Origin of the sequence: Dethiosulfovibrio peptidovorans DSM 11002 (assembly GCF_000172975.1) — a bacterium.
GTDB lineage: Bacteria > Synergistota > Synergistia > Synergistales > Dethiosulfovibrionaceae > Dethiosulfovibrio > Dethiosulfovibrio peptidovorans.
Genome location: NZ_ABTR02000001.1, coordinates 1,628,126 through 1,653,885, shown reverse-complemented (window position 1 = coordinate 1,653,885; position 25,760 = coordinate 1,628,126). Strand labels below are relative to the sequence as shown.

Annotated in this window: 23 protein-coding genes; 11 read left to right on the top strand and 12 right to left on the bottom strand. The window is 54.7% G+C overall.

Annotated features, from left to right (window positions below):
* Window positions 1–4: 4 nt before the first annotated feature.
* The 3 genes from buk to DPEP_RS07855 form a co-directional block, all read right to left on the bottom strand.
* Complete coding sequence (gene buk, locus DPEP_RS07865) at window positions 5–1,093, bottom strand: butyrate kinase (protein ID WP_005661075.1); 1,089 nt, start codon at window positions 1,091–1,093, stop codon at window positions 5–7.
* Between the two features lie 75 nt (window positions 1,094–1,168).
* Entirely contained in the window at window positions 1,169–2,173 is a 1,005-nt protein-coding gene (locus tag DPEP_RS07860) for a hypothetical protein (protein WP_005661073.1), read from the bottom strand.
* A 34-nt stretch (window positions 2,174–2,207) separates the two neighbouring features.
* Entirely contained in the window at window positions 2,208–2,825 is a 618-nt protein-coding gene (locus DPEP_RS07855; RefSeq protein ID WP_005661071.1) for a metallophosphoesterase, read from the bottom strand.
* A 211-nt stretch (window positions 2,826–3,036) separates the two neighbouring features.
* Here DPEP_RS07855 and DPEP_RS07850 point away from each other — a divergent pair, with 211 nt between their 5' ends.
* The 10 genes from DPEP_RS07850 to hisD all read left to right on the top strand — a co-directional run bounded on the left by DPEP_RS07850 (window position 3,037) and on the right by hisD (window position 16,247).
* A complete protein-coding gene (locus tag DPEP_RS07850; protein WP_005661070.1) occupies window positions 3,037–4,761 on the top strand; it encodes a DEAD/DEAH box helicase in 1,725 nt (574 codons plus the stop codon).
* Window positions 4,762–5,037: 276 nt separating this feature from the next.
* Window positions 5,038–6,570, top strand: coding sequence for a histidine ammonia-lyase (gene hutH / locus DPEP_RS07845; RefSeq protein WP_005661068.1), 1,533 nt, complete (start codon window positions 5,038–5,040; stop codon window positions 6,568–6,570).
* A 103-nt stretch (window positions 6,571–6,673) separates the two neighbouring features.
* Window positions 6,674–7,984 carry a Na+/H+ antiporter family protein gene (locus tag DPEP_RS07840; protein ID WP_005661066.1) on the top strand — a complete coding sequence of 437 codons (1,311 nt, stop codon included), beginning with the start codon at window positions 6,674–6,676 and terminating at the stop codon, window positions 7,982–7,984.
* A 166-nt stretch (window positions 7,985–8,150) separates the two neighbouring features.
* Window positions 8,151–8,882, top strand: a complete 732-nt coding sequence (locus DPEP_RS07835; RefSeq protein WP_005661065.1) for an IclR family transcriptional regulator — start codon at window positions 8,151–8,153, stop codon at window positions 8,880–8,882.
* Between the two features lie 33 nt (window positions 8,883–8,915).
* Window positions 8,916–9,833, top strand: a complete 918-nt coding sequence (gene ftcD / locus DPEP_RS07830; protein ID WP_005661063.1) for a glutamate formimidoyltransferase — start codon at window positions 8,916–8,918, stop codon at window positions 9,831–9,833.
* Between the two features lie 2 nt (window positions 9,834–9,835).
* The gene (hutI, locus tag DPEP_RS07825; RefSeq protein WP_005661061.1) at window positions 9,836–11,080 is read left to right on the top strand and encodes an imidazolonepropionase; all 1,245 of its coding nucleotides are present in this window, start codon (window positions 9,836–9,838) and stop codon (window positions 11,078–11,080) included.
* Between the two features lie 25 nt (window positions 11,081–11,105).
* Complete coding sequence (locus DPEP_RS07820) at window positions 11,106–11,735, top strand: cyclodeaminase/cyclohydrolase family protein (RefSeq protein WP_005661060.1); 630 nt, start codon at window positions 11,106–11,108, stop codon at window positions 11,733–11,735.
* 72 nt (window positions 11,736–11,807) lie between these two features.
* Window positions 11,808–13,838: a urocanate hydratase gene (locus tag DPEP_RS07815; RefSeq protein ID WP_005661058.1), complete on the top strand. Its 2,031-nt coding sequence runs from the start codon at window positions 11,808–11,810 to the stop codon at window positions 13,836–13,838.
* 90 nt (window positions 13,839–13,928) lie between these two features.
* Entirely contained in the window at window positions 13,929–14,906 is a 978-nt protein-coding gene (locus DPEP_RS07810) for a formimidoylglutamase (RefSeq protein ID WP_005661056.1), read from the top strand.
* 72 nt (window positions 14,907–14,978) lie between these two features.
* The gene (hisD, locus tag DPEP_RS07805; RefSeq protein ID WP_005661055.1) at window positions 14,979–16,247 is read left to right on the top strand and encodes a histidinol dehydrogenase; all 1,269 of its coding nucleotides are present in this window, start codon (window positions 14,979–14,981) and stop codon (window positions 16,245–16,247) included.
* Between the two features lie 22 nt (window positions 16,248–16,269).
* Here hisD and DPEP_RS07800 read toward each other — a convergent pair whose 3' ends face one another.
* Genes DPEP_RS07800 through DPEP_RS07785 form a run of 4 tightly spaced genes read right to left on the bottom strand, consistent with a single transcriptional unit; the run spans window position 16,270 to window position 19,721 of the window.
* Window positions 16,270–17,439: a hypothetical protein gene (locus DPEP_RS07800; protein WP_005661053.1), complete on the bottom strand. Its 1,170-nt coding sequence runs from the start codon at window positions 17,437–17,439 to the stop codon at window positions 16,270–16,272.
* Window positions 17,440–17,457: 18 nt separating this feature from the next.
* Window positions 17,458–18,264, bottom strand: a complete 807-nt coding sequence (locus DPEP_RS07795) for an SDR family NAD(P)-dependent oxidoreductase (RefSeq protein ID WP_005661052.1) — start codon at window positions 18,262–18,264, stop codon at window positions 17,458–17,460.
* Window positions 18,261–19,058, bottom strand: coding sequence for an acetoacetate decarboxylase family protein (locus tag DPEP_RS07790; RefSeq protein ID WP_005661050.1), 798 nt, complete (start codon window positions 19,056–19,058; stop codon window positions 18,261–18,263). Before DPEP_RS07790 ends, DPEP_RS07795 begins: the two co-directional genes overlap by 4 nt.
* A 36-nt stretch (window positions 19,059–19,094) precedes the next feature.
* A complete protein-coding gene (locus DPEP_RS07785; protein ID WP_241760506.1) occupies window positions 19,095–19,721 on the bottom strand; it encodes a cyclase family protein in 627 nt (208 codons plus the stop codon).
* A gap of 186 nt (window positions 19,722–19,907) precedes the next feature.
* Between DPEP_RS07785 and DPEP_RS07780 the strand changes: the two genes are divergently transcribed.
* Window positions 19,908–20,954 carry an IS5 family transposase gene (locus DPEP_RS07780; protein ID WP_005658687.1) on the top strand — a complete coding sequence of 349 codons (1,047 nt, stop codon included), beginning with the start codon at window positions 19,908–19,910 and terminating at the stop codon, window positions 20,952–20,954.
* Between the two features lie 301 nt (window positions 20,955–21,255).
* On the opposite strand, the gene DPEP_RS07775 is transcribed toward DPEP_RS07780, so the two are convergent.
* From DPEP_RS07775 to DPEP_RS07755, 5 genes are all read right to left on the bottom strand, one after another.
* Window positions 21,256–22,404 carry an ABC transporter substrate-binding protein gene (locus tag DPEP_RS07775; protein WP_005661047.1) on the bottom strand — a complete coding sequence of 383 codons (1,149 nt, stop codon included), beginning with the start codon at window positions 22,402–22,404 and terminating at the stop codon, window positions 21,256–21,258.
* A 63-nt stretch (window positions 22,405–22,467) separates the two neighbouring features.
* Window positions 22,468–23,178, bottom strand: coding sequence for an ABC transporter ATP-binding protein (locus DPEP_RS07770; RefSeq protein WP_005661045.1), 711 nt, complete (start codon window positions 23,176–23,178; stop codon window positions 22,468–22,470).
* A complete protein-coding gene (locus tag DPEP_RS07765; protein WP_005661044.1) occupies window positions 23,162–23,935 on the bottom strand; it encodes an ABC transporter ATP-binding protein in 774 nt (257 codons plus the stop codon). Before DPEP_RS07765 ends, DPEP_RS07770 begins: the two co-directional genes overlap by 17 nt.
* On the bottom strand, window positions 23,932–24,813 hold the full coding sequence (locus DPEP_RS07760; protein WP_005661043.1) for a branched-chain amino acid ABC transporter permease: 882 nt from the start codon (window positions 24,811–24,813) through the stop codon (window positions 23,932–23,934). Before DPEP_RS07760 ends, DPEP_RS07765 begins: the two co-directional genes overlap by 4 nt.
* A gap of 12 nt (window positions 24,814–24,825) precedes the next feature.
* Window positions 24,826–25,692, bottom strand: coding sequence for a branched-chain amino acid ABC transporter permease (locus DPEP_RS07755; RefSeq protein WP_005661042.1), 867 nt, complete (start codon window positions 25,690–25,692; stop codon window positions 24,826–24,828).
* Window positions 25,693–25,760: the final 68 nt, after the last annotated feature.

Genomic DNA, 25,760 nt, shown 5'->3' with positions numbered 1-25,760 from the left:
TAGATCACAGAACTCCTTTCACCGTATCTGCATAGGACCTAGCTTTCTCCTCGCCCTTCAACACCCTCAAGGCCCCCTCCACAAGGGCCTCCATCTCTCCCTCTCCGGGATAGACGAGACAGGGAGCTATCCATTGAACCCTTCTTTGAACGGAGGCGACGAACTCGCTATCATAAGCTATACCACCAGTAAAGAGAATCGCCGTCACGTCTCCCGAAAGAGCGGCCGCCATGGAGCCGATAGCTCCGGCCATCTGAAACGACATGGCATTTCGAACGAGCTCCGCCTTCTCGTCTCCGGAGCTCGCTCTCTCGGAGACTTCCCTCATATCGCTGGTGCCGAGATAGGCAAATACCCCCCCCTTGCCAGCCAACCGATTTTTGAGATCGGGCATAGGGATCTTTCCTCCGAAACAGAGTCCTACCAGGTCTCCCGCCGGCATGCCGCCGGCCCTTTCAGGAGAGAAAGGACCGAAATCGTTCCCGCTGTTGAAGTCGATCAACTTGCCGTCGCTATGGGCACAGATCGTCATTCCGCCTCCCATATGGACCACGACGTACTTACTGCTTTGCCAGTCGAGGCCGAGGTCCTTAGCTGCCCTTCGGACCGTGGCTTTGACGTTCAGCGCGTGGTTCAATGGAACCCTCGGCAGCTCGGGCAAGCCACTCAGACGAGCCAGATCGTCCAGTTCGTCCACCGAGACCGGGTCCACTATGAAAGCTGGAATACCTCTAGAAGAAGCTATGGCATCGGCCAATATCCCTCCCAGGTTCGAAGCATGGTCCCAGGGCTTGCCGCTCCTCAACCTCGCCAAAAGCGCCTGGTCCACCTCGTAGGTTCCACCGGGAATGGGGTCTATTATCCCTCCTCGGCCTACCACGCAACTGAGGTCGTCCAGCGAACTGCCCTTGGCCTTCACCGCTTTTTCTATCGTCTCCATACGGAAAAGATATTGATCGGCGGTCTTCGAGAAAGAGGCTATTCTATCCGCATCGTGACGAACGGTCTCGGACCACCTCTGTGAACCATCGTCAAACCAGGCTATCTTGGTGCTGGTAGAACCGGGGTTTATAGCTAAAACCTCGTAGGACATAAAAACACCTCTCTTCTCTGTCTCAATTTGAACGATAAAAACAAAAAATCCCTCACGTAAACTTTACCACAAAAGTCAATGCCAGCGTTTCTCTCCCCTGGACGGTTCAGCGCAAGCCAGTATCTTCGCTTCCAGGCGATCCAGCTCCTCTATCTGATCCGGCTCCAGCATCGCCCTTACTTCCTCTCTCATGGCGGCTCCCATGGAATTTCTATCGGGGTAGGCTCCGGCGACCACGTCGGTCCAGCTGATCTTTCTCTTCGTCTCGTAAAGATCGAAATCGGCGAAGCGATCGGTTCCCTCGACGTATTCCAAACCAACCAGAGCCTTCTTCACGACCTTGGCGTCGAAAAAGGAGAAAAGTCTGATGCAATAGACCGACACCGGCATAAGGATATGAGCGTAATCCTTACCCCATCCCTCGCCTACAAGCAACCCCAACTCCAGATCGTCCAAGGCTTTGGTAAGACGCTCCACGTGCAATCCGTACCTGCCGAAAGCGTCGTATATCCTTATCTCCAGCTGTCTCCATTCGGCCTTTTCCATGCTCCTGTTGAAAAGATACATGGCCCTGCGACGAAGCCTGGTCCTAAGGGTCTCGTGAGGCATGGAGACCAAGACGACGTCCTTCTCCATGTCGCCCATGGTCAAGGGTCTGGCAAGCGACTTGGGCGTAAAGGATATTATGACCCCACTGTCGGAATCCCAATCCCATATCGACTCCAACGACGATATCCGTCCGCCGAAATCCTCGGCGATTTCCTCCATAACCGGTCGATAGTCCCCGTGAACCCTGAAAAGGATCGACCGAGGGAGCCGTCTTACCGACTTGATCATCGAACAGGCCCCTTCGGTCAACATGGCCGCCAAAATCACGTCGGGGAAGCTGTCCACCGCGACATACCTTTCGCAGCCTCTCTCTCCCAGGACCAAGACCGTGCTGTCCTCCCCGATACCGTCGAACACCCTCTCCTTGGGAGATTCCGAAAAGGAAAACCCTCCTTCCAGCCAACAAAGTATCTCGGAGACATTTCCCTCCATTCTCACGACCCTGGGACCGCTTCTAACTATGGAAAGCATCGCTATACCTCCTTCGATCGACAAGAAAAACAGACTAAAGACCTATCCTTCTTTTAAGTTGCCTCTGATCGTCTATGTATCCAGGATAGGGGATCCTGTAAACACCTCCGGTCTTCAACGAAAACAAATGTATATCCTCTATGCCGTTGAAACAGCGAATCTCCCCGGAAGGATAGGACAGATCGTGTCCGCATAGCCCGACCATATCGGGAAGATCGGGAATCCTCCAGGAATAGTGGCTAACGACGAAATTCCATCCGGAAGCGGAGAAAAAACCGGTACCTTCCGCTATATGGCAATGAGGGAACATCTCCTTAACCGAATAAAGATCGTCGTGATTCCCCATACATATCATGGCCTGAAAATCACCTCTGGCCACAGCTCCATCTAAAATTTTAGACAGAATCCTGAGCTTATTTCTATAGCATTCGATACGGGCGGGATAGACCTCCAGTTTTATCTGGTCCACCAGGTCTCCTGTATGGACCACCCAGGCCGGCCTGATCTTGGATATGATCCTCCTGAGATCGGAGAAAAGGGAGGAGGGGGTGTCGGATATATGCAACAAAAACTCCCCTGGACGATCCATAACCTCCTCCGGAACGTAAACCGTCCCCAGGAGCCTGCAGGCACCTGCAAGCCAACGCTTCATGAAATCACCTCTTTCGAACCTAAACCTAGGCATACTCGTTCATTTTAATATGAAAGATGCAAAAAGACACGTCCTATCGCTACAAATCGCCTTGACAATCGGAGGACACACTAGGATAATGCTTCCTTATGTGTCGAGAGGAAGCGAAACGTTGTTGTCATCGGTGGTGAAGACGAAGACGTTTCGTATCGACCCACTGAGGAGGAACGATATGGGTAACACTTTAACCGCAACCGCTTTTGATCGCTACGAACTTAGAGAAGAACTGCTGAACGCACTGGCCGCAAAGGGATTCGATTCGCCCATGCCGGTACAGGAAAAAGTCCTGGAATCGGAAAACAGAGACGGAGACCTGGTCGTACAGGCCCGTACGGGAAGCGGGAAAACCCTCGGTTTCCTACTTCCCCTTCTGAACGAACTGCCCCGAGAGACAGCTACCCCTAGGATACTGGTTCTGTCACCTACCAGGGAGTTGGCCCAGCAAATAGCCGGAGAAGCCGAATGGATAGGCAAATACATGGGAATAACCACCGCCTCTCTGGTCGGGGGCATGGACATGGAGCGCCAGATAAAAGATCTCCGCAGAGGCTCGGCCCTCGTAGTCGGAACTCCGGGCAGAACGATGGACCACATACGGAGAAGGACCCTCAAGACCGACACAATCCAGACCATCGTCCTAGACGAAGGAGATACCATGTTGGATATGGGCTTTAGGGACGACATAGAGGCTATCCTCAACACCCTGCCCGATCCCCACAGGACATGGCTTTTTTCCGCTACTATGCCGGACGAAGTTGCCTCCCTTACAAAAAGATACCTGGACTCACCCAGCTGGATAACCCTATGCCACGACGAGGACCAGCATGAGGATATAACCCACAGAGCCTACCTTGTCCCTTCCGGAAAAAGACTGGAGGGACTCGTGAACGTACTCCTTTGGGAAAACCCCGAGATGGGCTTGATCTTCTGCCACACCAAGGCTGGAACGGTTGAGACAATGGAGCGGCTTCAGGAAGAGGGGTTCGCCGCCTCGGCCCTTCACGGAGACATGAGTCAGCTGGAGAGAAACAGCGTCATGAACGCCTTTCGGCAGGGAAGAATCCCCTACCTGGTGGCCACCAACGTCGCAGCCAGAGGACTTGACGTACAGGGAGTATCTCACGTCATACAGATAGGTCTGCCGGACAACCTGGAGACCTTCGTCCACAGAAGCGGTCGAACCGGAAGAGCCGGTCAGGAAGGCAGAAACATCCTCGTGCTGACCCCCAGGGAGAAAGGCCGTTTCAAGGCTATGCTCCGGGCTTCGTCGATGGATCTTAAATGGGCCAACGTACCCGATGTGGCCGAAATAGCCAAAGCGCAGAGAGGACTCAGGGAAAGCGCACTTCTGGGCGGAGACGAGCCGGATCAGGAGATCCAGGCCTGGGCGGATGAGCTTCTGGACATGATGGCCCCGAGAGACCTAGTAGCCAGATTGCTGGAAAGTTACGTCAACGGGTTACCTAACGGCTACGACCTCAGAAAATCCCTTCAAAACGAGCTCGAAAACCGCCGCTCTGGCAGGGACAGAGGGGACCGCTTCTCCGGGAGGGACCGAAATAGATCCCCGAGACGGAACGAAAACAGAGGCAATAGAAGCTCTTTCCGTGGGAGAGCCCAATCCATAAAACTGTCGAAGGGACGAATCGATCAGGATTGGTCCGTAGGAAGAATCCTCGCGACCGTTTGTCAGGCCCTAGACGTGGACAGAAACGAGGTCGGTAACATCCGCATGAGAGACAACCATACGGAGGTAGAGCTAGGACCTCTCGCCGCAGACAGAATGAACGGCAACGGAGCCAACAAACTCTCCAAATGGGGCCTCATGGACGGATCTTCGCAAAATCAGGAAAGAAATACCAAACCTTCGCAAGGCCGGAGACGTTGGGAAAGATAGCTAATAGAGATATAAAGAGAGGGGCGATCGCATTTGCGATCGCCCCTCTCTTTATATCTCTACGGAGAACGGCCCCTCTATTCGTCTCTCGCAGTAGAGAGATACCCCAACATCTAGATAGCTACCTACCGATGCAATGAAATTGTAGGGTAAATTCAGGTTTTGTTTGACAGTTTGAAAAAACAGATGCTAGAATGGTTCAAGTGGATCACTTCGTTGTGTTGTTTTTTGTAAAATGGCCACTATACCAAATACTTGGGGGAGGCAATGAGCAAAATGAACAATATCGTTAAAATCAACGGTCACTCCCTGACCCTAAGGGACCTTGTCAACGTAGCAAGAAACGGTTACGCCGTAGAAATCGAGGAAGAGGCCATCAAAAAGGTCAACTACGCCTCGTCTCTGATCCAAAAATGGGTGGAGGACAACAGGATAATATACGGTGTCACCACCGGATTCGGAGATCTGGCTACGGTAAACGTCGACAGAGAAAAATGCACCCTTCTTCAGGAGAACCTTCTGAGAAGCCATGCGGTAGGAGTAGGGGATCCTCTTCCAGTTGAAACCGTCAGAGCCATCATGCTTCTCAGGCTCAACGGACTGACCGCCGGACATTCGGGCATCACCTTGGAGACTCTCACCCAGATGGTCAATTTCCTCAACTTGGACATCATCCCCCACGTTCCATCTCAGGGATCGGTGGGTGCCAGTGGAGACCTTTGCCCCCTCTCGCACATAGCGGTCTCGATGCTCGGAGAGGGAGACGTTTTCTACAAAGGCGTTCGCATGTCCGCTCTGGAGGCTATGAGCAAGGCCGGACTCAAGCCTATACACCTCCATCCTAAAGAGGGACTGGCCCTCAACAACGGAACCGCCGCCCTGACCGGTCTAGGAGCATTGGCCCTCTGGGACGCCCTTACAGTAGCGAAGACCGCCGACATAGCAGGAGCCCTCTCGGTGGAGGCCCTCCACGGCGTACCCTACGCTTTCGACGAGAGAACCCACGCAATCCGACCCCATCAGGGACAGATCGACGTTGCCTCCAACATCAGAAAACTCATCCAGGACAGCCAGATAATTGAGAAATTCAAACACGAGAGAGTACAGGACGCCTACTCGCTTCGCTGTATCCCAATAGTGCATGGTGCCAGCAGAAACGCCCTTCGCTTCATAAAGGAGACCATCGAGCTGGAGATGAACTCCGTCACGGACAACCCGTTGATATTCCCCGATTCGGAGGACGTCATCAGCGGAGGCAACTTCCACGGTCAACCTATAGCCCTTCCGATGGACTTCTTCGGCATAGCGGTGGCCGAGCTCGGAAGCATCTCCGAGCGCAGGGTCTCCAGGATGGTGGACAAGAGCCTCTCCAACGGATTGCCTCCCTTTATAATCGCCGACAGCGGTGTGAACAGCGGCTTCATGATCAGTCAGTACACAGCGGCGGCGGTGGTGTCGGAAAACAAGACACTGGCCCATCCCGCTTCGGTAGACTCCATTCCCACCTCGGCCAACCAGGAAGACCACGTATCAATGGGATACTGGGCCTCCCTCAAGGGAACCAGAATACTGGAAAACGTCCAGAAGGTCCTGGGAATAGAGATACTCTCCGCCTGCCAGGGAATAGACTTCTCCAAGCCTTTGACTCCTGGAAAGGGAACCAAGGCGGCCTACGATAGATTCCGAGAGGAAGTTCCCTACATAGAAAAGGACGTATTCCTCTATCCCCTCATGGACCAGGCCATCTCCGTCGTGAAATCCGGCGCCCTGGTGGAAGCGGTCGAGAAGGCAGTGGGAGAACTGGCCTAGTACAGACCCAAGAACGGCACGATGACGTTGGAACGAGACACCTAAAAGGTGACTCTTATACGGTTCGTCTCAAAAAGAAAAAAAGACTAAGGGGGACGTCACCATGCTATTGCTCAATCCCGTGGTACTTTCAGTCAGCACCATGATAGTCCTGTGTCTTCTCAATCTAAACGTAATATTAGCGCTTATAATCGCCGCCCTGGTGGCAGGGCTAACCGCAGGAATACCTATAGGCGAGACCATGAGCGTCCTCATAGGTGGAATGGGCGGTAACTCCGAGACGGCGTTGAGCTATGTCCTCCTCGGAGCCCTGGCGGTAGCAATCAGCAAGACCGGAGTGGCCTCGCTTCTCAGCGTCAAGCTGACCAAGGTGGTCAAGGATAAAAAGCACATGCTGCTCCTCATCATCGCCGGCGTAGCCTGTCTTTCTCAGAACCTGATTCCGGTCCACATAGCCTTCATCCCCATACTGATCCCGCCCCTGCTCGGACTGTTCAATAAACTCAAGCAGGACAGAAGGGCGGTAGCCTGTGCCTTGACCTTCGGCCTCAAGGCTCCCTACATCGCACTTCCCGCAGGATTCGGACTTATCTTCCACGGAATCATCGCCAGGGAGATGACCGCCAACGGCATAACCATGGCTAGCGGAGACATATGGCACTCCTCCTGGATCCTGGGAGCAGGAATGGTCATAGGCCTTCTGGTCGCCATATTTATATCCTACAACAAGGACAGGGACTACGAGGACAGACCTGTAGCCGGTCTGGAGGACGTCAAGGAAATACCTGAACACATGACCACCTCCCACTGGATGACCCTTGTCGCCGTCGTAGTAGCCTTCGTCATCCAGCTAAAGACAAGCTCTCTGCCCCTGGGCGCCGTAGCAGCACTGGGTATAATGGTCGCGACCGGCGCAATTAAGTGGAAGAACCTGGACGAGGTCATGTCCGGAGGGCTCGGAATAATGGGCATGATAGCCATAATCATGCTCGTAGCGGCCGGTTATGGCTCAGTAATAAGGGAGACCAAGGCGGTCGATCTCCTGGTCGAGAGCGTCGTGGGAATGGTAGGAGGCAGTAAAGCCTACGGAGCCCTCCTCATGCTTACAGTCGGCCTTCTGGTCACGATGGGCATCGGAACGTCTTTCGGCACCATTCCGGTAATAGCCGCAATCTACTGCCCTCTTGCCATAAAACTGGGATTCTCTCCGGCCGCGACGGTCTGCCTCATAGCTGCGGCCGCGGCACTTGGAGACGCCGGGTCTCCTGCCTCCGACTCGACCCTCGGGCCCACCTCGGGGCTCAACGCCGATGGACAGCACAACCACATATGGGACACCTGCGTGCCGACCTTTCTGCACTACAACATCATACTGATCGTTTTCGCAATGATCGGATCGCTGGTTATATTCTAATTTGAGATAAAAACGTACAAACGAGACGAACCTCTCCAAGAAAAAGCCCGGGCCCTTAAAGGTCCGGGCTTTTTGGCACGACCGTCCTTATTGACAAGACATCGGGAATGGGCTAATTTATGGGTAGTCACATTTGAGACAATCTGTCCCATTTTTGGAGGTCCGCATGACAGAACGCAAAAACAAGCTGGACGCCGTCGGGAAAGTAGCGAGAATAATGAACCTGCTCTGCTCCTCTCAACACAACCTAAGCATAAGAGACATAGAGAGGGAGACCGATATCCCCAGAAGCACCGTTCACCGCTTTCTGGCCTCCCTGGAGGAACAGGAATGGATCTACCGCGACATAGAAACCGATCAATATCGCCCGGGAATAAAGTTTTTTCTTCTTCACCGAAACGTATCCTTCTACGACGAACTTATCCGAATCTCCGACCCTGTAATGCGCAGTTTGGTGGAAAAAACCTCCAAAACCTCCATAATGAGCGTCATGGAAGGAAAGGAGGGGCTCTGCATTCACACGGTGGAACCGACTATGTCGGTTAAATTCGTCGCCCACAAGGGGATGAAGATCCCCCTTCAATCGGGAGCGACCGGAAAAATCCTTCTGGCCTATTGTCGAAAGGAAGCTCGCGAGAAAATACTGCACAAATCAGGATATGAAAAAGCGGCCCAGCTCAGAAAAGATATCGACGAGATCAGACTTAGAGGTTACGCCATAAGCAAAGAGGAGTGGATCGAACACGCAGGGGACATCAGCGTGCCTCTGTTCGACTCTAAAGGTTCTTTCGTAGCGCAACTGGGCATAGCGGGTCTGGCGACCAGTTTCGACGGACGAGAGGAAGAGCTGCTTGAGGATCTTCAGGAAGCGGCTAGAAAAATAGGGCAATCCTTATAGCGATCTAGCCCTAAAATATCAGGAGGGAAAACCATGGCTAAACAGTTGATCGAGTGCGTACCCAATTTCAGCGAAGGCAGAAGACAGGACGTTATCGAGTCTATAGTGAAACCCTTCAAAGAGCAGAAAGGCTGCTACCTCTTCGATTACAGAGCCGACGAGGACCACAACCGTCTGGTGGTGAGCCTGGCCGGAGAGCCTCAGGCGATCTCCGACGCCGTGATGGCGGCATCCAAGGTCGCGGTGGACAACATAGACCTGAACACACACAAAGGAGCCCATCCCCGCATGGGAGCCATCGACGTCATCCCCTTCACTCCCATCAGCGATATCTCCATGGACGAATGCGTCGAGCTGGCCCGCTCCTTCGGGAAAAGGTTCTACGAGGAGCTGAACGTCCCGGTCTACTACTACGAGGACGCGGCGATCCGCCCCGACCGCACCAGGCTGGAGGTAATCCGCAAGGGACAGTACGAGGGCCTCAAGGAAGAGATAACAAAACCCGAACGCCATCCCGATCTGGGAGAGCCCAAGCTGCATCCCACCGCAGGAGCCACGGTCATAGGGGCCCGTAAGTTCCTGGTCGCCTTCAACGTCAACCTGAACACCACCGACGTCGAGATCGCCAAGACCATTGGCAAGAGGGTCCGTGCCTCCGGCGGAGGCTTCACCGCCGTCAAGGGAATCGGCCTCGCCCTTGAGGACAAGGGAATGGTCCAGGTCAGCATGAACATAGTCGACTACGACAAAACCGCCATATACAGGGCCCTGGAGTTCATCCGTATGGAGGCGGCCCGTTGGGGAGTTACCGTAAACGGCACCGAGGTATACGGAATGATCCCGGTAGCGGCCATGCTGGACAGCGCGGCCTACTACATGCAGATAGACGACTTCGATCCCAACCAGGTACTGGAGCTCAAGCTGCTGGAGCTTATGAGAGAGGAGAATTAAAGATGATGGCCACCCTTTTCCGCAACGCCCGTATAACCACCCCCATCGGCGGCGACGCGCCCCTGGCCGGATCCGATCAGGGCCGGGTCGCGACCTATGAAAAGGGCGCCCTGCTCTGCGAAAACGGCCTCATCGCAGCCATAGGAGACGAGAAAGACATCCTGATCAAGGCGGAGGAGATGGACGTGGACATGGAGGTGGACTGTGAAGGAACCTGTATGATACCGGGTTTCGTCGACCCCCACACCCACATATGTTTCGCAAAACGCAGGGAGAACGAGTTTTCCATGAGGCTGGCCGGGACTCCCTATCTGGAGATACTCAAAGCAGGAGGAGGCATTCTCTCCTCGGTGAGATCGGTCCACGAGGCCACCGAGGACGAGCTCTTCGAGACGACCCTGGACAACGTCCTCTCCGCCCTCAACTTCGGTACCACCACCCTCGAGATAAAGAGCGGCTACGGACTCACCACCGAATCGGAGCTCAAGATGCTCTCGGTGATAGGTCGAATCGCCAGAGAAACCCCTCTGGACATAGCCCCCACCTTCATGGGAGCCCATGCGGTGCCCACCGAGTACAAGGGAAACCCGGACAAGTTCGTGGACATCATGGTAGAGGAGATGCTTCCTGCAGTAAAGGAACAGGGAATAGCTAAATACTGCGACGTCTTCTGCGAAGAAGGAGTCTTCACCGTAGACCAGAGCAGGAGGATCCTAGAGAAGGCCAGAGACCTTGGCTTCCTGCTGAGGATCCACGCCGACGAGGTCCACGACACCGGAGGAGCCGGACTTGCGGCGGAACTCGGAACGGTATCGGCGGAACACCTGCTGGCAGCCAACGAGAAAAACTTGAGATCCATGGCGGTAAACGGAGTCATAGCCGACGTCCTTCCCGCTACCGCCTACAGCCTCAAAAAGCCCTACGCTCCTGTAAGAAAGATGATCGACCTGGGGGTACCGGTGGCTCTCGCCACCGATTGCAATCCCGGATCCTGTTTCACCGAGTCCATACCCTTCGTGTTCGGCCTCGGGGTTATGAACATGGACATGACCGTCGAGGAAGCTCTGGTCGCCACCACCCTCAACCCTGCCTGGTCTCTGGGACTACAGGACAAGGTGGGAAGCCTGGAGGTCGGCAAGCAGGCGGACTTCCTTCTATTGGACGGCGAAAGCCCCGCCATACTAGCCTATCACGCAGGGGTATCTCCCGTGGTAGAGGTCTACAAAAAGGGCGTACAGGTAGCCTAAAAACGAAAAGAAAGGGGTCTTTTAAATGAAACTCTCCGAACTTACTGTAAAAGGATTCGTGGAGGAGCTAGCCTCCGACTCTCCCGCTCCCGGAGGGGGCAGCGTAGCGGCTCTGGCCGCATCTCTGGGAGCCGCCCTCAGCTCCATGGTCGCCAGTCTGACCGTAGGCAAGGAAAAATACAGGGACAACTGGGATGCGATGGAAAAGGTCCGCTCCGACGGCAACGAGCTCCACCGGACCTTCCTGGACCTGATGGAGAAAGACACGGAAGCCTTCAACCTGTTCATGGCGGCACTCAAGATGCCCAAAGGAACCGACGAGGAGAAGGCAGCCCGTTCCGAGGCCATACAGCAGGCAACGAAGAAGGCCATAGAGGTTCCCTTCGAGACCATGACCAAGTGTCTGGACATGATGGAGCTGGCCAAGATCGCCTGCGAAAAGGGCAACTCCAACGCGATCACCGACGCCGGATCCGCCGCCGTCCTCGCCAGAGCCGCGGCGGTAGCGGCCTCCTACAACGTCAAGATCAACCTGATGGGCCTCAAAGACAAGGCCTTCGCCGACAAGACCAAAGTCGACATGGAGAAAACCCTGAAGCTCATCGAGGAGGGGTCTGCGTCGATAGAGAAAGCAGTCGAGGCCGCCATAAGCTAAATAAAAAAATCGCCGGAGCCCCGACCAAGGAAACTCCGACGACGACATTGAAGAACTTGGAGGTATTCTAACATGGACTATAACCAGATGACAGAGAAAACCATGACCATAAAGCTTGGAAACGAGCTTCCCGAGTATCCCGATTTTGCCAAAGGTATCCGCCGTGCCCCCGACAGGGGCTGGAACCTCAGCAAGGCCGAGACCGAGCTGGCTCTCAAAAACGCCCTCCGTTACGTCCCCAAGGAGCTTCACGAAAAGCTGGCTCCCGAGTTCATGGAGGAGCTTCGCACCATGGGACGGATATACGCCTACAGATATCGCCCGGCCGGAGAGCTCCACGGCAAACCCATAGACGAGTACAAGGGCAAGTGCACTGCCGGCAAGGCCTTCCAGGTTATGATAGACAACAACCTGGACTTCGACGTAGCTCTCTACCCCTACGAGCTGGTCACCTACGGAGAGACCGGACAGGTATGTCAAAACTGGCTACAGTACAGGCTCATAAAGAAATATCTTGAGGAGCTTACCGAGGACACCACCCTCGTCCTGGAAAGCGGCCATCCTCTTGGACTGTTCAAATCCAAGCCCGATGCGCCCAGGGTAATCCTCACCAACGGACTCCTGATCGGCATATTCGACAACCAGGCCGAATGGCACAGGGGAATGCAGCTGGGAGTTACCAACTACGGCCAGATGACCGCCGGCGGATGGATGTACATCGGTCCCCAAGGAATCGTCCACGGAACCTTCAACACCGTCCTCAACGCCGCCAGACAGAGGCTGGGAGTCGGCCCCAAGGAAAACCTGGCCGGCATCCTGTTCGTCTCCTCCGGACTGGGAGGCATGAGCGGAGCCCAGCCCAAGGCGATCGAGATCGCCGGAGGGGTGGGAATCGTCGCCGAGGTGGACTACTCCCGCATAGAGACCCGCCACAGCCAGGGCTGGGTCAGCCGAGTCGCTAAGACCTGCGAGGAGGCCTTCTCCATGGCCAAAGAGGCGATGGAGAAAAAGGAACCTCTCTCCATCGCATATCACGGTAACATAGTGGACCTGCTGGAGTATGCGGACAAAGAAGGCATAGAGATTCCCCTTCTCTCGGATCAGACATCCTGCCACGCTCCCTACGACGGAGGCTACTGCCCCGCGGGCATGACCTTCGAGGAACGCACCGCCATGCTCCACGACGCTCCGGAAAAATTCCGCGAGAAGGTGGACGAGACCCTGCGCAGACATTACCAGGTCATAAAGAAGCTCACGGCCAAGGGAACCTACTTCTTCGACTACGGCAACTCCTTCATGAGAGCCGTCTACGACGCCGGGGTAACGGAGATATGCAAAAACGGCAAGGACACCCACGACGGCTTCATATGGCCCTCCTACGTCGAGGACATCATGGGACCGGTCCTGTTCGACTACGGCTACGGCCCCTTCCGTTGGTGCTGCCTCAGCGGAAACCCCGAAGACCTTCGCAAGACCGACAAAGCCGCCATGGACTGCATCGACCCTAACCGCAGGGCCCAGGACTACGACAACTGGATCTGGATCAGAGATGCGGAGAAGAACAAATTGGTGGTGGGAACCCAGTGCCGGATCCTCTACCAGGACGCCGAGGGAAGGACTAACATCGCCCTCAAGTTCAACGAGATGGTACGCAAGGGAGAGATAGGTCCAGTCATGCTCGGAAGAGACCATCACGACGTATCGGGAACCGACTCCCCCTACAGGGAGACCTCCAACATAAAGGACGGCAGCAACATCTGCGCCGACATGGCCACCCAGTGCTTCGCCGGAAACGCCGCCAGAGGGATGACCCTCTGCGCCCTTCACAACGGCGGAGGAGTGGGAATAGGAAAGGTCATCAACGGAGGATTCGGAATGGTCCTAGACGGATCGGAGAGAACCGACGAGATCCTCAAGTCCGCCATGATGTGGGACGTCCTCGGCGGAGTGGCCCGAAGAGCATGGGCCCGCTGCGACCACGCCATAGAGGTCAGCGGAGAGGTCAACGAAAAATACAGTGGAGACTACCACATAACCCTGCCCTACATCCCCGATACCGACCTAGTAAGCTCGGTGGTGGACGACGCCTGGAAGAAGAAATAAAGTCCAAGACATACGAAAATAGCAGGAGAGGTACCCGACCGAGGGTGCCTCTCCCTTTTTAAAGGCAAAAAAATATCGGAGGGAAAGAACATGCTATCGATGATACCGCCGGAACCGGAACTCTTCTACAGCAGAGACGACCCCATGGACCCTAGACTGGGAGACCTCGTAAAACCGGTTTCAAGGGATATCGACGAAGCCCTTAAATCGGCCCAGATAGCCCTGTTAGGAGTACCGGAGGACAGGGGAATAAAGGCCAACGGAGGCAAACAGGGAGCCGCTCTAGGCCCGGAGGCCATCCGCCGGTCCTTCTATCGCCTGACTCCGGGGTTCGGGGTTGACGTAAGCGACGTCTCCATGGTGGATCTGGGAGATATCCCCATAGGAGACGACCTGGCCGAAACCCACATAAACCTCACTGAGACGGTAAGAAAGATCGTCTCCACCGGGGTTTTCCCGGTGGTCTTAGGAGGAGGCCACGACCTCACCTACCCCGGGCTGCTCGGCCTGGTGGAGGGATCGAGCCTTAGGGAAGGACAGCTGGGAGTGATAAACGTGGACAGCCACCTGGACGTCAGGGATATGAGCCACGGCATAACCAGCGGAACCCCCTTTCGCAGGGCTCTTGAGGAACTGCCCGACAGAGCCTTACTTGGGCGATCCTTCGTCGAGTTCGGCATACAGGAACAATACAACTCGCCCCATTACTACAGGTGGGTTAAGGACAAAGGAGCCACCGTGCTGACCCTCAGCTCCGTCGGGACTAGACCGATGGAATACTTTCTGGAGGCCAGTCGGGTAGCCTGCGACGGTACCAGAGCGGTGGCCCTGTCGATAGATATCGACTCGGTCCGCAGCCACGAGGCCCCCGGAGCGTCGGCCAGCAACCCCAGAGGTTTCAAGGCCCCGGAGCTGGAAAGAGTGGCCTACCTGGCAGGAAGGACCGACAGGATAAAATATCTGGACATAATGGAGATGTCCCCCCCCCTGGACGAGGGAGGAAGAACCGCCGCCCTCTGCGCCTCAACTCTGTTCTGGTTCTGCAAGGGATTCAGAGAAAGAGGCTAAACTTCTCCTTGAGCATACTTGAACGTGGCGCTATACTACCACGATAAAGATTCTCGACGAGGAGGACTGGATATGTATCATGTTAAAGAGGCCCTGCCCAAAAGGCCGGAGGGAAAAGGGGAGCTGACATCCTCCGTTGCAGCCATCGTAGAAACTATCAGAGAGAGAGGCGACTCGGCCCTTCTGGAATACGGACATCGTTTTGATCTATCGTCGAGATCGTCCTTCAGGATTACGGACGAGGAAATCCAAGCGGCGATCGAAGAGGTGGATACCTCTCTGCTCGATCACATAAAGACCGCCGCACACAACATAAGGGCTTTCGCCGAAAGGCAGAAGGAGACCTTGACGGACCTACCGGAGCAGGAACTATCGCCCGGCGTTTTTCTGGGACACAGGGCCATCCCGGTTGAATCCTGCGGCTGCTACGTCCCGGGAGGGGGTTATCCCCTCTTCTCCACCGCCCTCATGCTGGCCATACCGGCCTCGGTCGCAGGGGTTAAGAGAATCGTGGCCTGCTCTCCTGTCATGAAGGGCACCGATAAAATCCACCCAGCGACCCTGTCTGCCCTTTCCATAGCGGGAGTGGACGAAATATACGCGGTAGGCGGAGCTCAGGCCATAGCCGCCATGGCGTTCGGCACCGAGCAGATAGCCCCGGTGGACGTCATAGCCGGCCCCGGAAACCGCTACGTCACGGAAGCGAAAAGACAGTGCTACGGCCAGGTGGGTATAGACTTCGTGGCGGGCCCCAGCGAGGTGCTCATAATAGCCGACGAAAGCGCCAATCCGGAGATACTGGCGGCGGACATACTGGCACAGTCGGAGCACGACCTCAACGCCAGGGGAATTCTTCTGTGTACAGACGAGGACATCGCCAAGGCCACGGCCTCGGCGGTGGAAAGACAGCTGAAGGACCTCGCCACCGCCGAGATGGCCGGAAGAGCCTGGCGAGAAAACGGCGAGATCATCATAGTAGACTCGCTGGAACAGGCCTGTGAGATATCGAACCGCTATGCCCCGGAACATCTGGAACTGGTCGTCCAAGACCCGGAAACCCTCATACCGGCACTGACGAACTACGGAGCCCTGTTCATCGGGGAGATGTCCGCCGAGGTGTTCGGAGATTACGTATCCGGCAGCAACCATACCCTGCCCACTCTCAGGGCGTCTCGCTACACAGGCGGGGTCTGGGTCGGGACATTCACTAAGATCTGCACATCTCAGAGGATGACCCCGGAGGGAGTAGCGCGGCTCGCTCCAGTCGCCGAAGCCATGGCCAAGGCCGAAGGGCTTGAGGCTCATGGGAAAGCCGCATCGATAAGGCTCAAAAACAAATGACCCAATAAAAAAGCGGAGACCGCTATGAAGATCGACGGTCTCCGCTCATCTTTTCTATTTCCACCAGCAGATGTAGAAGATAGAGCAAGGTAGCTCCGTTAAGGCTCAAGATAGCCCCTATGACCGTTCCGGACAGAAGCCGGGATATCAGCATAGAGGCTCCGAACAGTATCGCGAACATGTTCACCGCCGCCTGGACCCTACCCAACCTCTTTAAGATGGGAAAATCGGGGCCTCTTCCCCTTATAGACCACAGCTTGAACATGCCTATCGCCCCGCCGAACACGTTCAGGACCCCCACAGCCACGGTCAAGAAGGGCACCAGAAGCTCGGGAACCATACAGGAAGCCGTTCCCAACACGGTGAAGAGCAACCCAACGAGAAGAACCGCCGGGGTTCTGGAAAAAGAGCCCACCGGAGTGTTGCCGAAAGCCAGCATCTGTACGGCGAATATAACCATCAGCAGACCGAGCTGAGCTCCTGCGGAAAAGGGCAGTAACCCCAAGCTCACCGGAATCAGCAGCACCCCAAGCAAAACCATGAAGACCCCCACCAGGAGGATCATGGATTTATCCGGTGATAGATTTCCAGTACGAGCAGGGGGATGATCCCGATAGACCGGCACCAGCACGAATGCCAGATACACAAGAGAAGCTCCGTAGGCCGTCAGAAAAACCGAATACTGCCGAGCGGAGAGCAACTCCCGAGACCACAGGGACAGACCTATCGACATGGAGAGCAGATAGGCGGCCCCGCAGGCCGCCGCCAGATGGACGAACACACCTCCCAGCCTCAACCAAGTCGCCAACCTCCTACCGTCCAGACACAGACGGACGAACATGGCCGCTCCTCCCACCCCCATCGAGACCAGAAGCACCAACCTGGGCACGATGCGAAACAGACCGGGGATAAAGCAGGTCACAACACCTATCCCGGCCAGGACTACCCCCAGGACGGTCCATAGAGGTCCGCGCCCCACGTCTCCAAAAGGGGCCTTCCCCAAAGTAATGATCTGCACCGCCATGACGAACATGAGCAACCCCAGAAGACCGTTCTCGTAGTAGGGCAAAATCCCTCTCGATATAGGAAACAGCAGGGCCGATGCGGTCAGGGAAATGACCCCAGCGGTCAGGAGCACCGCGGACTCGGTGGAGACTGCCATCTCAGCCCGTAAAAAATCTCTCATATCCATCGAAAAAATCCACCCATGCTAAAAATAGGTTCCCTTCGTCCTGTAGTTCTCCCTACGAACCGAGGCCAACTCTCTGGCCAGTTTATCAAACTGATCACGGTCCTCCCGATAAAGATGATCCACATCTCTTATCGATTGGGGAAAGACTATATTCAACGACTTAGCCTTCGTCTCATTGAGAACGTAGTCCACCGCTTCGTCCACCGAGATGGAATCCGGCGGAGGCTCGAGACCGTCGAAAATAGCGGTACGAACGTTCCCTGGACAGAACACGCTGAAACTCAGCCCCTCGCACTCCAGCTCGTACTGTAGACACTCGGTCATCGATATGACCGCGCTCTTGGTAGCGGCGTACACCGCCTGATACGGTATCGGAACCTTCCCGGCCACGGACCCCGTGTTGACTATATGTCCGAAGCCCTGAGACCTCATGATAGGAATTGCAGTGTAGGTTCCGTGCACCACCCCCATGAGGTTCAGATCCACGACGGACCGCCACATCTCGAAGGTAACATTCTCCACCGGCAAGGTCAGGCCGACACCGGCGTTGTTGAACAGAAAGTCCAGATGTCCGTCCAGATCCCTGGCCCTTTCCAGAACGAGCCTCACCTGATCTAGAGACGTGACGTTCGTAAGGGCGGAGAAGACCCGCCCCGGATATCTGTCGTCCAGTTTTCCCGACTCTCTGCTGAGGTTCTCCTCGTTAAAATCGGCCATGAAGACCGCCCTCGCCCCTCTGGAAAGAAGCCCCTCCGTCAGGCCGAGTCCTATGCCGGAAGCAGCCCCCGTAACTACCGCGACCTTGTCCTCGTAATATCCGTTCATGACAGTACCCTCGAGTCGGCCACGTTTAACCTGGCGGATCCCTTAAACATAGAGGCTTCCATCCATCGGACCACCGGCAATCGGGCAAGTTCGTGAATTATGGAAAACTGCCCTGGATGTCGTTCTGCTCCTAAGTCGATCCAACTAAGGCTTCCCTCTCCGGTCCACATACGCACCACATCCATCTCCTGAGGATAGAGGGTCGCCTGGCTGAGGGCAGCCCCTCCCTTTCCCAGATCGGGAATATATCGCCAGCCGAAGAAGTTGATCTCCCGGTGATTCTCGACCGCACCGGACTTCAATTCCACCTCTTCTTGCCTGTGGAAGTCCATTGAGAGAAATGTACAGCCCTCGTAGGAAGCTCCCGTGTACCAATGCTCCTCCTTGTGTCGCTCCGAAGGGATATCGGCGTAAAGCTTGGGCATACCGTCCTCCTCCCTGCCTCCTATGATGGGACAGGCCTTGTTCTCCCATATGACCAAAACGTAATCGCCCACGAGCCCCTCCCCGTTTCCCATATATCTAACGGGAACGGAGACCTGGATCAAACGGTACTCCCCTCCGGCCATCCAGTCCACGTCGCGGCAATTTGAATACTGGACGTCGACCCTGGGTTTCAACAGCTCGAAATCCTCCGGAACAAACCGGGCGATGCTTTCCGGATCGGTCTCGAAGGGCACGGAGATACAGGTCATATCCCCATAGACCACCCTCACTGGATAGAAAGGATGGCCGGAGAAATGAACCGGCATCTTATACACAAAATCATCCTTGAAATGAAACTGACCTCTCATGACTCACCTCCATACGGCAAAAAAAATAGAACGACTTTAAGAGTCCAACAGAGCTACCGCCCGGACGGGAGCACCGTCGGAATCGGCTATTTTCAGAGGAAGACAGCACAGGGTCACCGAAGAAGGAAGATCTTCCAGCCTCGTGAGGTTCTCCACTATCACCATTCCGGCCCCTAAAAAGACCCTGTGATTCGGAAGATCGAGCGAATCCACGGGATCGACCGATATGGCGTCTACACCTATACCCTTTATCCCTTTATCCACAATCCATTCACAGGCCTCAGTGGACAAAACAGGAAATCCCTCGAAGTACCCCGCGTCCCCCCACATATCGGACCATCCGGTACGATAAAGAAAGAAGTCGCAACCCTTCAGGTCATCGCCGTAGCGCTCCAGATCGGAAAGCCCTATGACCCCCGACAGGTCCGAAAGATCCGCCACCACGGCCCTTCCGACGAAGCGATCCGCCGAGATCTGGTCCAGGGTCGGCCCATCCTTCAGTATGTGGGCGGGAGCGTCCATGTGGGTTCCGGTATGGCTGAACATGGTTATGAGTTTCTCAGCGAAACCCTCCTTTTCCACAGTTGTAGCCTGAACTATCTTTGGCGGTTCGGTGCCGGGATAGACCGGCATACCTTCTCTTATGACCTGAGTAAGATCCACGACATTCAAAACGATCACTCCAATAACATCACTTATTATAAAAAGTCGTAACCCATCTTTTCTCTCAAAAGTCTCATGGGCATCTCTAAAAACTCCCCTAACTGGCAGGGAGAAAAACCCCTGTTTAGGCTGGGATGTTAAAATACCGGTTGTAACCAAAAATTCTCGAGAAGGGATGGGATCCCCTTGAAACAGCGGAGCCTCTTTGCGGAAGAAATAGCCTACGATAGCCTTGAAAAGGTGAACGATCCACTGGTACGAATAGAGAAAGCGGTGGACTGGTCCATCTTCGAGCAGCCGTTGAAGGACTTCCGCGAAGGGCTCAGACAGAAGGATTCTCTGGGAGGAAGAAAGCCCTTCCCTCCTCTTCTCATGTTCAAGATCCTGGTGCTTCAGGCACTGTACAACCTGTCGGACGACGCAATGGAGTTTCAGGTAAGGGACAGGCTTTCCTTCAGACGTTTTCTCGGCCTCTCCCTGGAAGCCAAAGTCCCTGATGCCAAGACTATATGGCTTTTTCGGGAGCAGCTGACCAAGGCGGAACTGATGAAGCCTCTGTTCGATCTTTTTGACGGTCACATCCGTAAAAGCGGCTTCGAGGCAAAAAAAGGGCAGATAGTGGATGCCTCCATAGTGAAGGTCCCGATCCAGAGGAACAAACGGGATGAAAACCGCAAGATCAAGGATGGAGAACCACCGGAAGACTGGCCCGACAACAAGAGATCTCAAAAAGACACCGATGCCAGGTGGACGAAGAAAAACGGCAAAAGCTCCTTCGGCTACAAGAACCACATAGAGATCGACTCTCAGAACAAGATCATCCGTAAATACAGCGTAACCGAGGCATCGGTCCACGACAGCAATGTATTCGAGGAACTCATCGATCCCAGTAACAGCAGCAAAGACGTCTATGCCGACTCAGCTTATAGAAGCCATGAGAAAATCTCTTGGCTTGAGGAACAAGGCTACAGACCGAAGATCCAACGAAAAGGATACAGAGGCAAACCCATCACGTGGTGGGAAAAACAGGGTAACAGAACAAGATCCAAAGTCCGAAGCCGAGTGGAGCACGTCTTTGGAGCCCAAACCATGAAGGCCGGCAACCTGATAGTTCGAACTATCGGGAAAGCCAGAGCTTCAACCGCTATAGGACTGAGAAACCTGGCCTATAACATCGTTCGATTCTCGTTCCTGATGATGAAGTCAGGGGCGATATCTGCCGTGCCCAAATGACGGTAAAAGCCGAGTTGTTCAGGTCACCGGAGCGACAATAGAGAATCATCTTAACGCTGATTTAGCCTAATTTGTCGCTGTTTCTGGTCTGTGGCTTTTTTGTCTGCTTAGACCGCTAAATATGGGGTTGCTAGAGGTGCCCTCATGTTCTTTCCGATACTACACCTAAGGTATTAACAGATCAAGAAAAACATTTAGCACGTCTCGCATGAAAATAGAACTAACTTAAGATACAAAAAAAGGAGAAGGCCCCGTCGAAAATAGACGGGAGACCCTCTCCTTTCTTACAAAGCTATTCTAGTTACTGGCCGATCACCCTGGGGTCGTCCATATCGCAGTAGAAACGGAACTGACCGTCCTTGATTATCTGGGCGACTGGTGCCTTGATGACCTCGCCGGTCTCGGTGAATTTTGCAGTTCCCGTAAGCCCTTCCACCTCGGACTTGGCTATGGCATCCTTGACCTTGTCTCCGTCGGTGGTCCCGGCGGTCTTTATACCGTTGACCAGGACCATGAAGGCATCGTAGGCAGAGGCTCCGACCATGCAGGTATCCACCTCGAAACGCTCCTTGTACTCCTTGAGGTACTTCTGAACGAAGGGACGGGGATCGTCTCTGTTCAGATTGGTGGCTATTATGAAGCCCTCAGCAGCGTCTCCGGCGATCTTGGGAGTTTCCGGCGAGTCAGCGCCTTCCTCTCCAACGAACTGGGCGGTGATGCCCATCTCCCTGGCCTGTTTGAGCATGGGTCCGGCCTGGAAGAAGTATCCGCTGGCTATGACTACGTCGGGGTTCTCCTCCTTGATCTTGGAGAGATAGGCCTTGTAGTCCTTCTCTCCAAAGGGATATGCTTGGTCGGACAGCACCTTCACGTCAGGAGCGTACTTCTCGAGATACTCCATGGTCCCGGTGGAAAGGGTCCTGCCGAAATCGTTGTCGGCATGGATCAAAGAAACCGTCTTGGCTCCCAGCTTCTCCACCGCAAGATAGGCGCATCCACGGCCCTCGAGCTCTCCGAGGAATCCTACCCGAAAGCAGTAGTCGCCGGCGGCGGTAACGTCGGGATGAAGGGCATAGGCGGCGACAAAGGGGATCTCCTCCTCCTGGAAAATGGGAGCCACCGCTCTGGTCGGGAAGCTATATGAACCTCCGACAACGCCGACGACCTCGTCTCTCTCAATCAGTTTGTAGGCCAATCCCACAGCCTCTTTGGGTTCGTTGCGATCGTCGTAGTAGACCAGCTCGACCTTCTTGCCGAGAAGTCCACCGGAGGCGTTCAGTTCCTCCACCGCCATAACGACGGAGTTTTTGACGTTTATCCCGTCATCGGCACCTTTTCCGGTCAAAGGAGCGAGAAGACCTATCTTTATGGTGTCCTCCGCAAAGACGGATCCCACCAACAGGGAAAGGACAAATACGATCGACAACCCCAATTTCAACAGCTTATTCATGGTACGCACCACCTCCAAGGTAGATATGACCGCTCCCAGGAGCAGCCTGACGCTTTATAGGTATCAGAGACCCAGATAGGCCTCTCGAACCCCGGAATCCTCCATCAGATCCTCGGCGGATCCCTCCATAACCAGGTTCCCCGCCTCCAGCACGTAGCCTCTGTGGGATATCTCCAAAGAGGCCAGGGCGTTCTGTTCAACTATCAGGATGGTGAGGCCGTATTCGCGGTTCAGATGTTGTAAAACCTCGAAAACCTTGTCCACCAATATAGGCATCAATCCCATGGACACCTCGTCCACAAGCAATATACGAGGCTCCGAGACCAGCGCCCTAGCGATGGAAAGCTGCTGCTGCTCTCCTCCGGACAGGGTCACAGCTGCCTGATCCCTCCGTTCCTCCAGAACGGGGAAGAAACTGTATATCCAACTCAGCTTTTCCTCCAGGTCTATCTTATCCCTCATGCCGTATATGCCGGTCTGAAGATTCTCGTAGACCGAAAGCCAAGGGAAAACCCTCGCCCTCTCAGGAACGATCCTTATGCCCTCTCTGGCCCTCATGTGGGAGGGCATGGACGAAAGATCCCGATCCTCCAAGAACACCGCACCGGACGAACTGGGTACCATACCCATCACTGCGTTCAGGATGGACGTCTTGCCAGCACCGTTGGCCCCTATTATGGAGACAAGTTCTCCCTCCTCCACGTGAAAGGAAACTCCGTGAACCGCCCGGACCTGACCGTAGGATATGTGAAGATCCTCAATTCGAAGCAACATCGCCGGATCCCCCCTTTCCCAGATAGGCCTCTATGACCTTGGGATCTTTGACCACTTCCTGAGGCTCTCCCTCGGCCAACTTTCTGCCGTGATCGAGGATAACGATCCGTCGACTTAGTTTCATGGCCACCTTCATGTTGTGCTCTATCAAGAGTATAGAAATACCGTCGGAGGCGAGATCCATAACTAGATCCTCCATCCGCCCGATCTGTTCGTGTCGAAGTCCGGAAAAAGACTCGTCCAAGAGAAGCAACCGGGGCTCCAGGGCCAGAGCTCTGGCTATCTCCAGTCTACGATGGTCTCCAAGAGGCAGAACGGAGGCCTTTCTATCGGCATGACCTCCCAGGTTGACCCTCTCCAGAATCTCCATCGCTCTATCTCTCACCGACCGGCTGCCCCAGAGACCCAAGGTCTTGGACAGGCTACGATAACGTCTCATACCCAAGGCCACTACTACGTTTTCCAGCACTGTAAGGCCGGAAAAGGGCTTAACTATCTGAAAGGTCCGGCCTATTCCCAGACCTGCCATATCGTGAGGGGCCTTTCCGTCGGTACGCTCTCCGTCGAAGGTAATACTTCCTCCGGTGGGAGTGTACACCCCGGAAATCATGTTGAAACAAGTGGTCTTTCCCGCCCCGTTGGGCCCCAGCAGCCCTAGGATCTCCCCTTTTTCAAGCTCGAAGGAAACCCGATCCACCGCCTTCAACCCTCCGAAATGCTTGGAAAGATCGGACACGGATAGAAGGACATCGTTCATGATCTGTCACCTCCGACATGTCTGCCGATTATCCTGGAGACCACGCTCTCCTCGCCGAGCAATCCCTGGGGCTGAAAGCGGATCATCCCCAAAAGCAACAGACTGTAAATCAACATCCTGTACTCCATCAGAGGACGGGCCAACTCCGGCAAGGATCCCAGTATGATCGCCCCTACCAAAGGTCCCCAAAAAGTACCCATACCTCCTAAGACGATGAGAGACAAAAGCATGACGGAAACGGGGAAACCGAAATCGGAGGGAGCGATAAACCTCATCTGATGAGCGTAGAGAGCCCCTCCTATGCCGGCTATCACCGACCCCAAGACGAAGGCCACCAGTTTGAACTTCACGGGAGAGACCCCCATGCTGGAAGCGGCGGTCTCCTCCTCCCTCAGGGAAATGCAGGCCAGCCCCATCCAGCTTCTGGAAAACCACCAGGACAGGAACATAACCAAAGCCAGGAAAAGCAGACAAAGGGTAAGGAACTCGCCTCCCTTGAGCTTATTGCCCAGAAAGACCACTCTGGGAATCCCTCCCAAACCGAGAGCTCCCCCGAAAAAGGGCACGTAGAGAAACAACGACTCGACGATAAAGTTTATACCTATGGTGGTTATGGCTAAAAAGTCCGCCTTTAGACGAAGACTGGGAAGACCGCAGATTATCCCTATGACCGCACATATGGCTACCACCAGAGGCAAAGCGGCCCAAAAAGACAGACCGGCCTTCGTGGCCAACAATCCGGCGCTGTAGGCACCTATTCCGAAAAAGGCAGCGTGTCCCAGAGATATCTGTCCGGCGTATCCTACTATTATGTTCAATCCATAGGCCACTATGGCCTGAATGGAGATGAAAGTGGCGACGGTAATTATATAACTCATGACGACACCCCCCTAACCCCGTTTTCCCAACAAACCCTGAGGACGCCACATAAGTACGACTATCATGGCTATGAAGGCAAGGGCATCTCTTGGAAGGGGAATACCGGCGTAGCCTATTAGAAGGGTCTCCGCCACTCCCAGGGAGAGGGAGGCCACCACCGCCCCTGGAACGGACCCGAGACCACCGACTACGATGAGGGCCAAAGCCTTGTATGCCGGTATGGCTCCCATATCAGGAGAGACGGTATTGTAGTATATCCCAACCAAAATCCCTGCCAGTGCGGCCACGGCCGAACTGACGAAGAAACTGAAATCGACCATGAAACGACTGTCTATACCCATCGCACCGGCTATAGGCATATCCTGAGAGGCGGCCCTCATGGCCAGACCGGTCTCGGTCTTGGTGGTGATAAACCACAAAATAAAGAAGACTACCGCGGTTATGACATATATCCCCATAAGGTTGGACGAAACGTGAATTCCTCCCAAATCGAAACTCGGGAAGGGAAGCTCCAGAGAGAAGGTCTGCACCGATGGACCGGCTACCAGACGGACGAGCTCCTCCATACCGGTAAATATGGCAATACTGCTGATGAGAGGAACATAAGGCGGGTATTTCAAAAGAGGAAAATAAACCAACCGCTCTATAGCGACACCTATGAAACCGCATACTATCATGCTGACGATTATCGCCAGCCATATGTTGCCCGTGACGGAATAGACCCCTATTCCGATATAGGCTCCAGCCATATAGACCCCGGCGTGAGCCACGTGAAGGACCCCCAAAACGCCGTAGACCAAAGCCAGGCCCAGTGAAATCAAGGCGTAAGTCGCCCCCGTAGCCAGGCCGTTCAATAATTGCTCCGCGAAAAGATACATTATCCCCCTCCTCAAGCTCACAAACCCCAATATTTTGACAAGCCGCAAAACCCCAATAAAACATATTA

Coding starts and splice junctions, on each gene's coding strand:
- DPEP_RS07810 (WP_005661056.1), top strand. CDS start 13,929: ATGCTATCGATGATACCGCCGGAACCGGAACTCTTCTACAGCAGAGAC.
- buk (WP_005661075.1), bottom strand. CDS start 1,093: ATGTCCTACGAGGTTTTAGCTATAAACCCCGGTTCTACCAGCACCAAG.
- DPEP_RS07760 (WP_005661043.1), bottom strand. CDS start 24,813: ATGAGTTATATAATTACCGTCGCCACTTTCATCTCCATTCAGGCCATA.
- DPEP_RS07855 (WP_005661071.1), bottom strand. CDS start 2,825: ATGAAGCGTTGGCTTGCAGGTGCCTGCAGGCTCCTGGGGACGGTTTAC.
- DPEP_RS07790 (WP_005661050.1), bottom strand. CDS start 19,058: ATGAGAGGTCAGTTTCATTTCAAGGATGATTTTGTGTATAAGATGCCG.
- hisD (WP_005661055.1), top strand. CDS start 14,979: ATGTATCATGTTAAAGAGGCCCTGCCCAAAAGGCCGGAGGGAAAAGGG.
- DPEP_RS07765 (WP_005661044.1), bottom strand. CDS start 23,935: ATGAACGATGTCCTTCTATCCGTGTCCGATCTTTCCAAGCATTTCGGA.
- DPEP_RS07775 (WP_005661047.1), bottom strand. CDS start 22,404: ATGAATAAGCTGTTGAAATTGGGGTTGTCGATCGTATTTGTCCTTTCC.
- DPEP_RS07770 (WP_005661045.1), bottom strand. CDS start 23,178: ATGTTGCTTCGAATTGAGGATCTTCACATATCCTACGGTCAGGTCCGG.
- DPEP_RS07800 (WP_005661053.1), bottom strand. CDS start 17,439: ATGGATATGAGAGATTTTTTACGGGCTGAGATGGCAGTCTCCACCGAG.
- DPEP_RS07850 (WP_005661070.1), top strand. CDS start 3,037: ATGGGTAACACTTTAACCGCAACCGCTTTTGATCGCTACGAACTTAGA.
- DPEP_RS07860 (WP_005661073.1), bottom strand. CDS start 2,173: ATGCTTTCCATAGTTAGAAGCGGTCCCAGGGTCGTGAGAATGGAGGGA.
- hutI (WP_005661061.1), top strand. CDS start 9,836: ATGATGGCCACCCTTTTCCGCAACGCCCGTATAACCACCCCCATCGGC.
- hutH (WP_005661068.1), top strand. CDS start 5,038: ATGAACAATATCGTTAAAATCAACGGTCACTCCCTGACCCTAAGGGAC.
- ftcD (WP_005661063.1), top strand. CDS start 8,916: ATGGCTAAACAGTTGATCGAGTGCGTACCCAATTTCAGCGAAGGCAGA.
- DPEP_RS07755 (WP_005661042.1), bottom strand. CDS start 25,692: ATGTATCTTTTCGCGGAGCAATTATTGAACGGCCTGGCTACGGGGGCG.
- DPEP_RS07795 (WP_005661052.1), bottom strand. CDS start 18,264: ATGAACGGATATTACGAGGACAAGGTCGCGGTAGTTACGGGGGCTGCT.
- DPEP_RS07835 (WP_005661065.1), top strand. CDS start 8,151: ATGACAGAACGCAAAAACAAGCTGGACGCCGTCGGGAAAGTAGCGAGA.
- DPEP_RS07815 (WP_005661058.1), top strand. CDS start 11,808: ATGGACTATAACCAGATGACAGAGAAAACCATGACCATAAAGCTTGGA.
- DPEP_RS07840 (WP_005661066.1), top strand. CDS start 6,674: ATGCTATTGCTCAATCCCGTGGTACTTTCAGTCAGCACCATGATAGTC.
- DPEP_RS07820 (WP_005661060.1), top strand. CDS start 11,106: ATGAAACTCTCCGAACTTACTGTAAAAGGATTCGTGGAGGAGCTAGCC.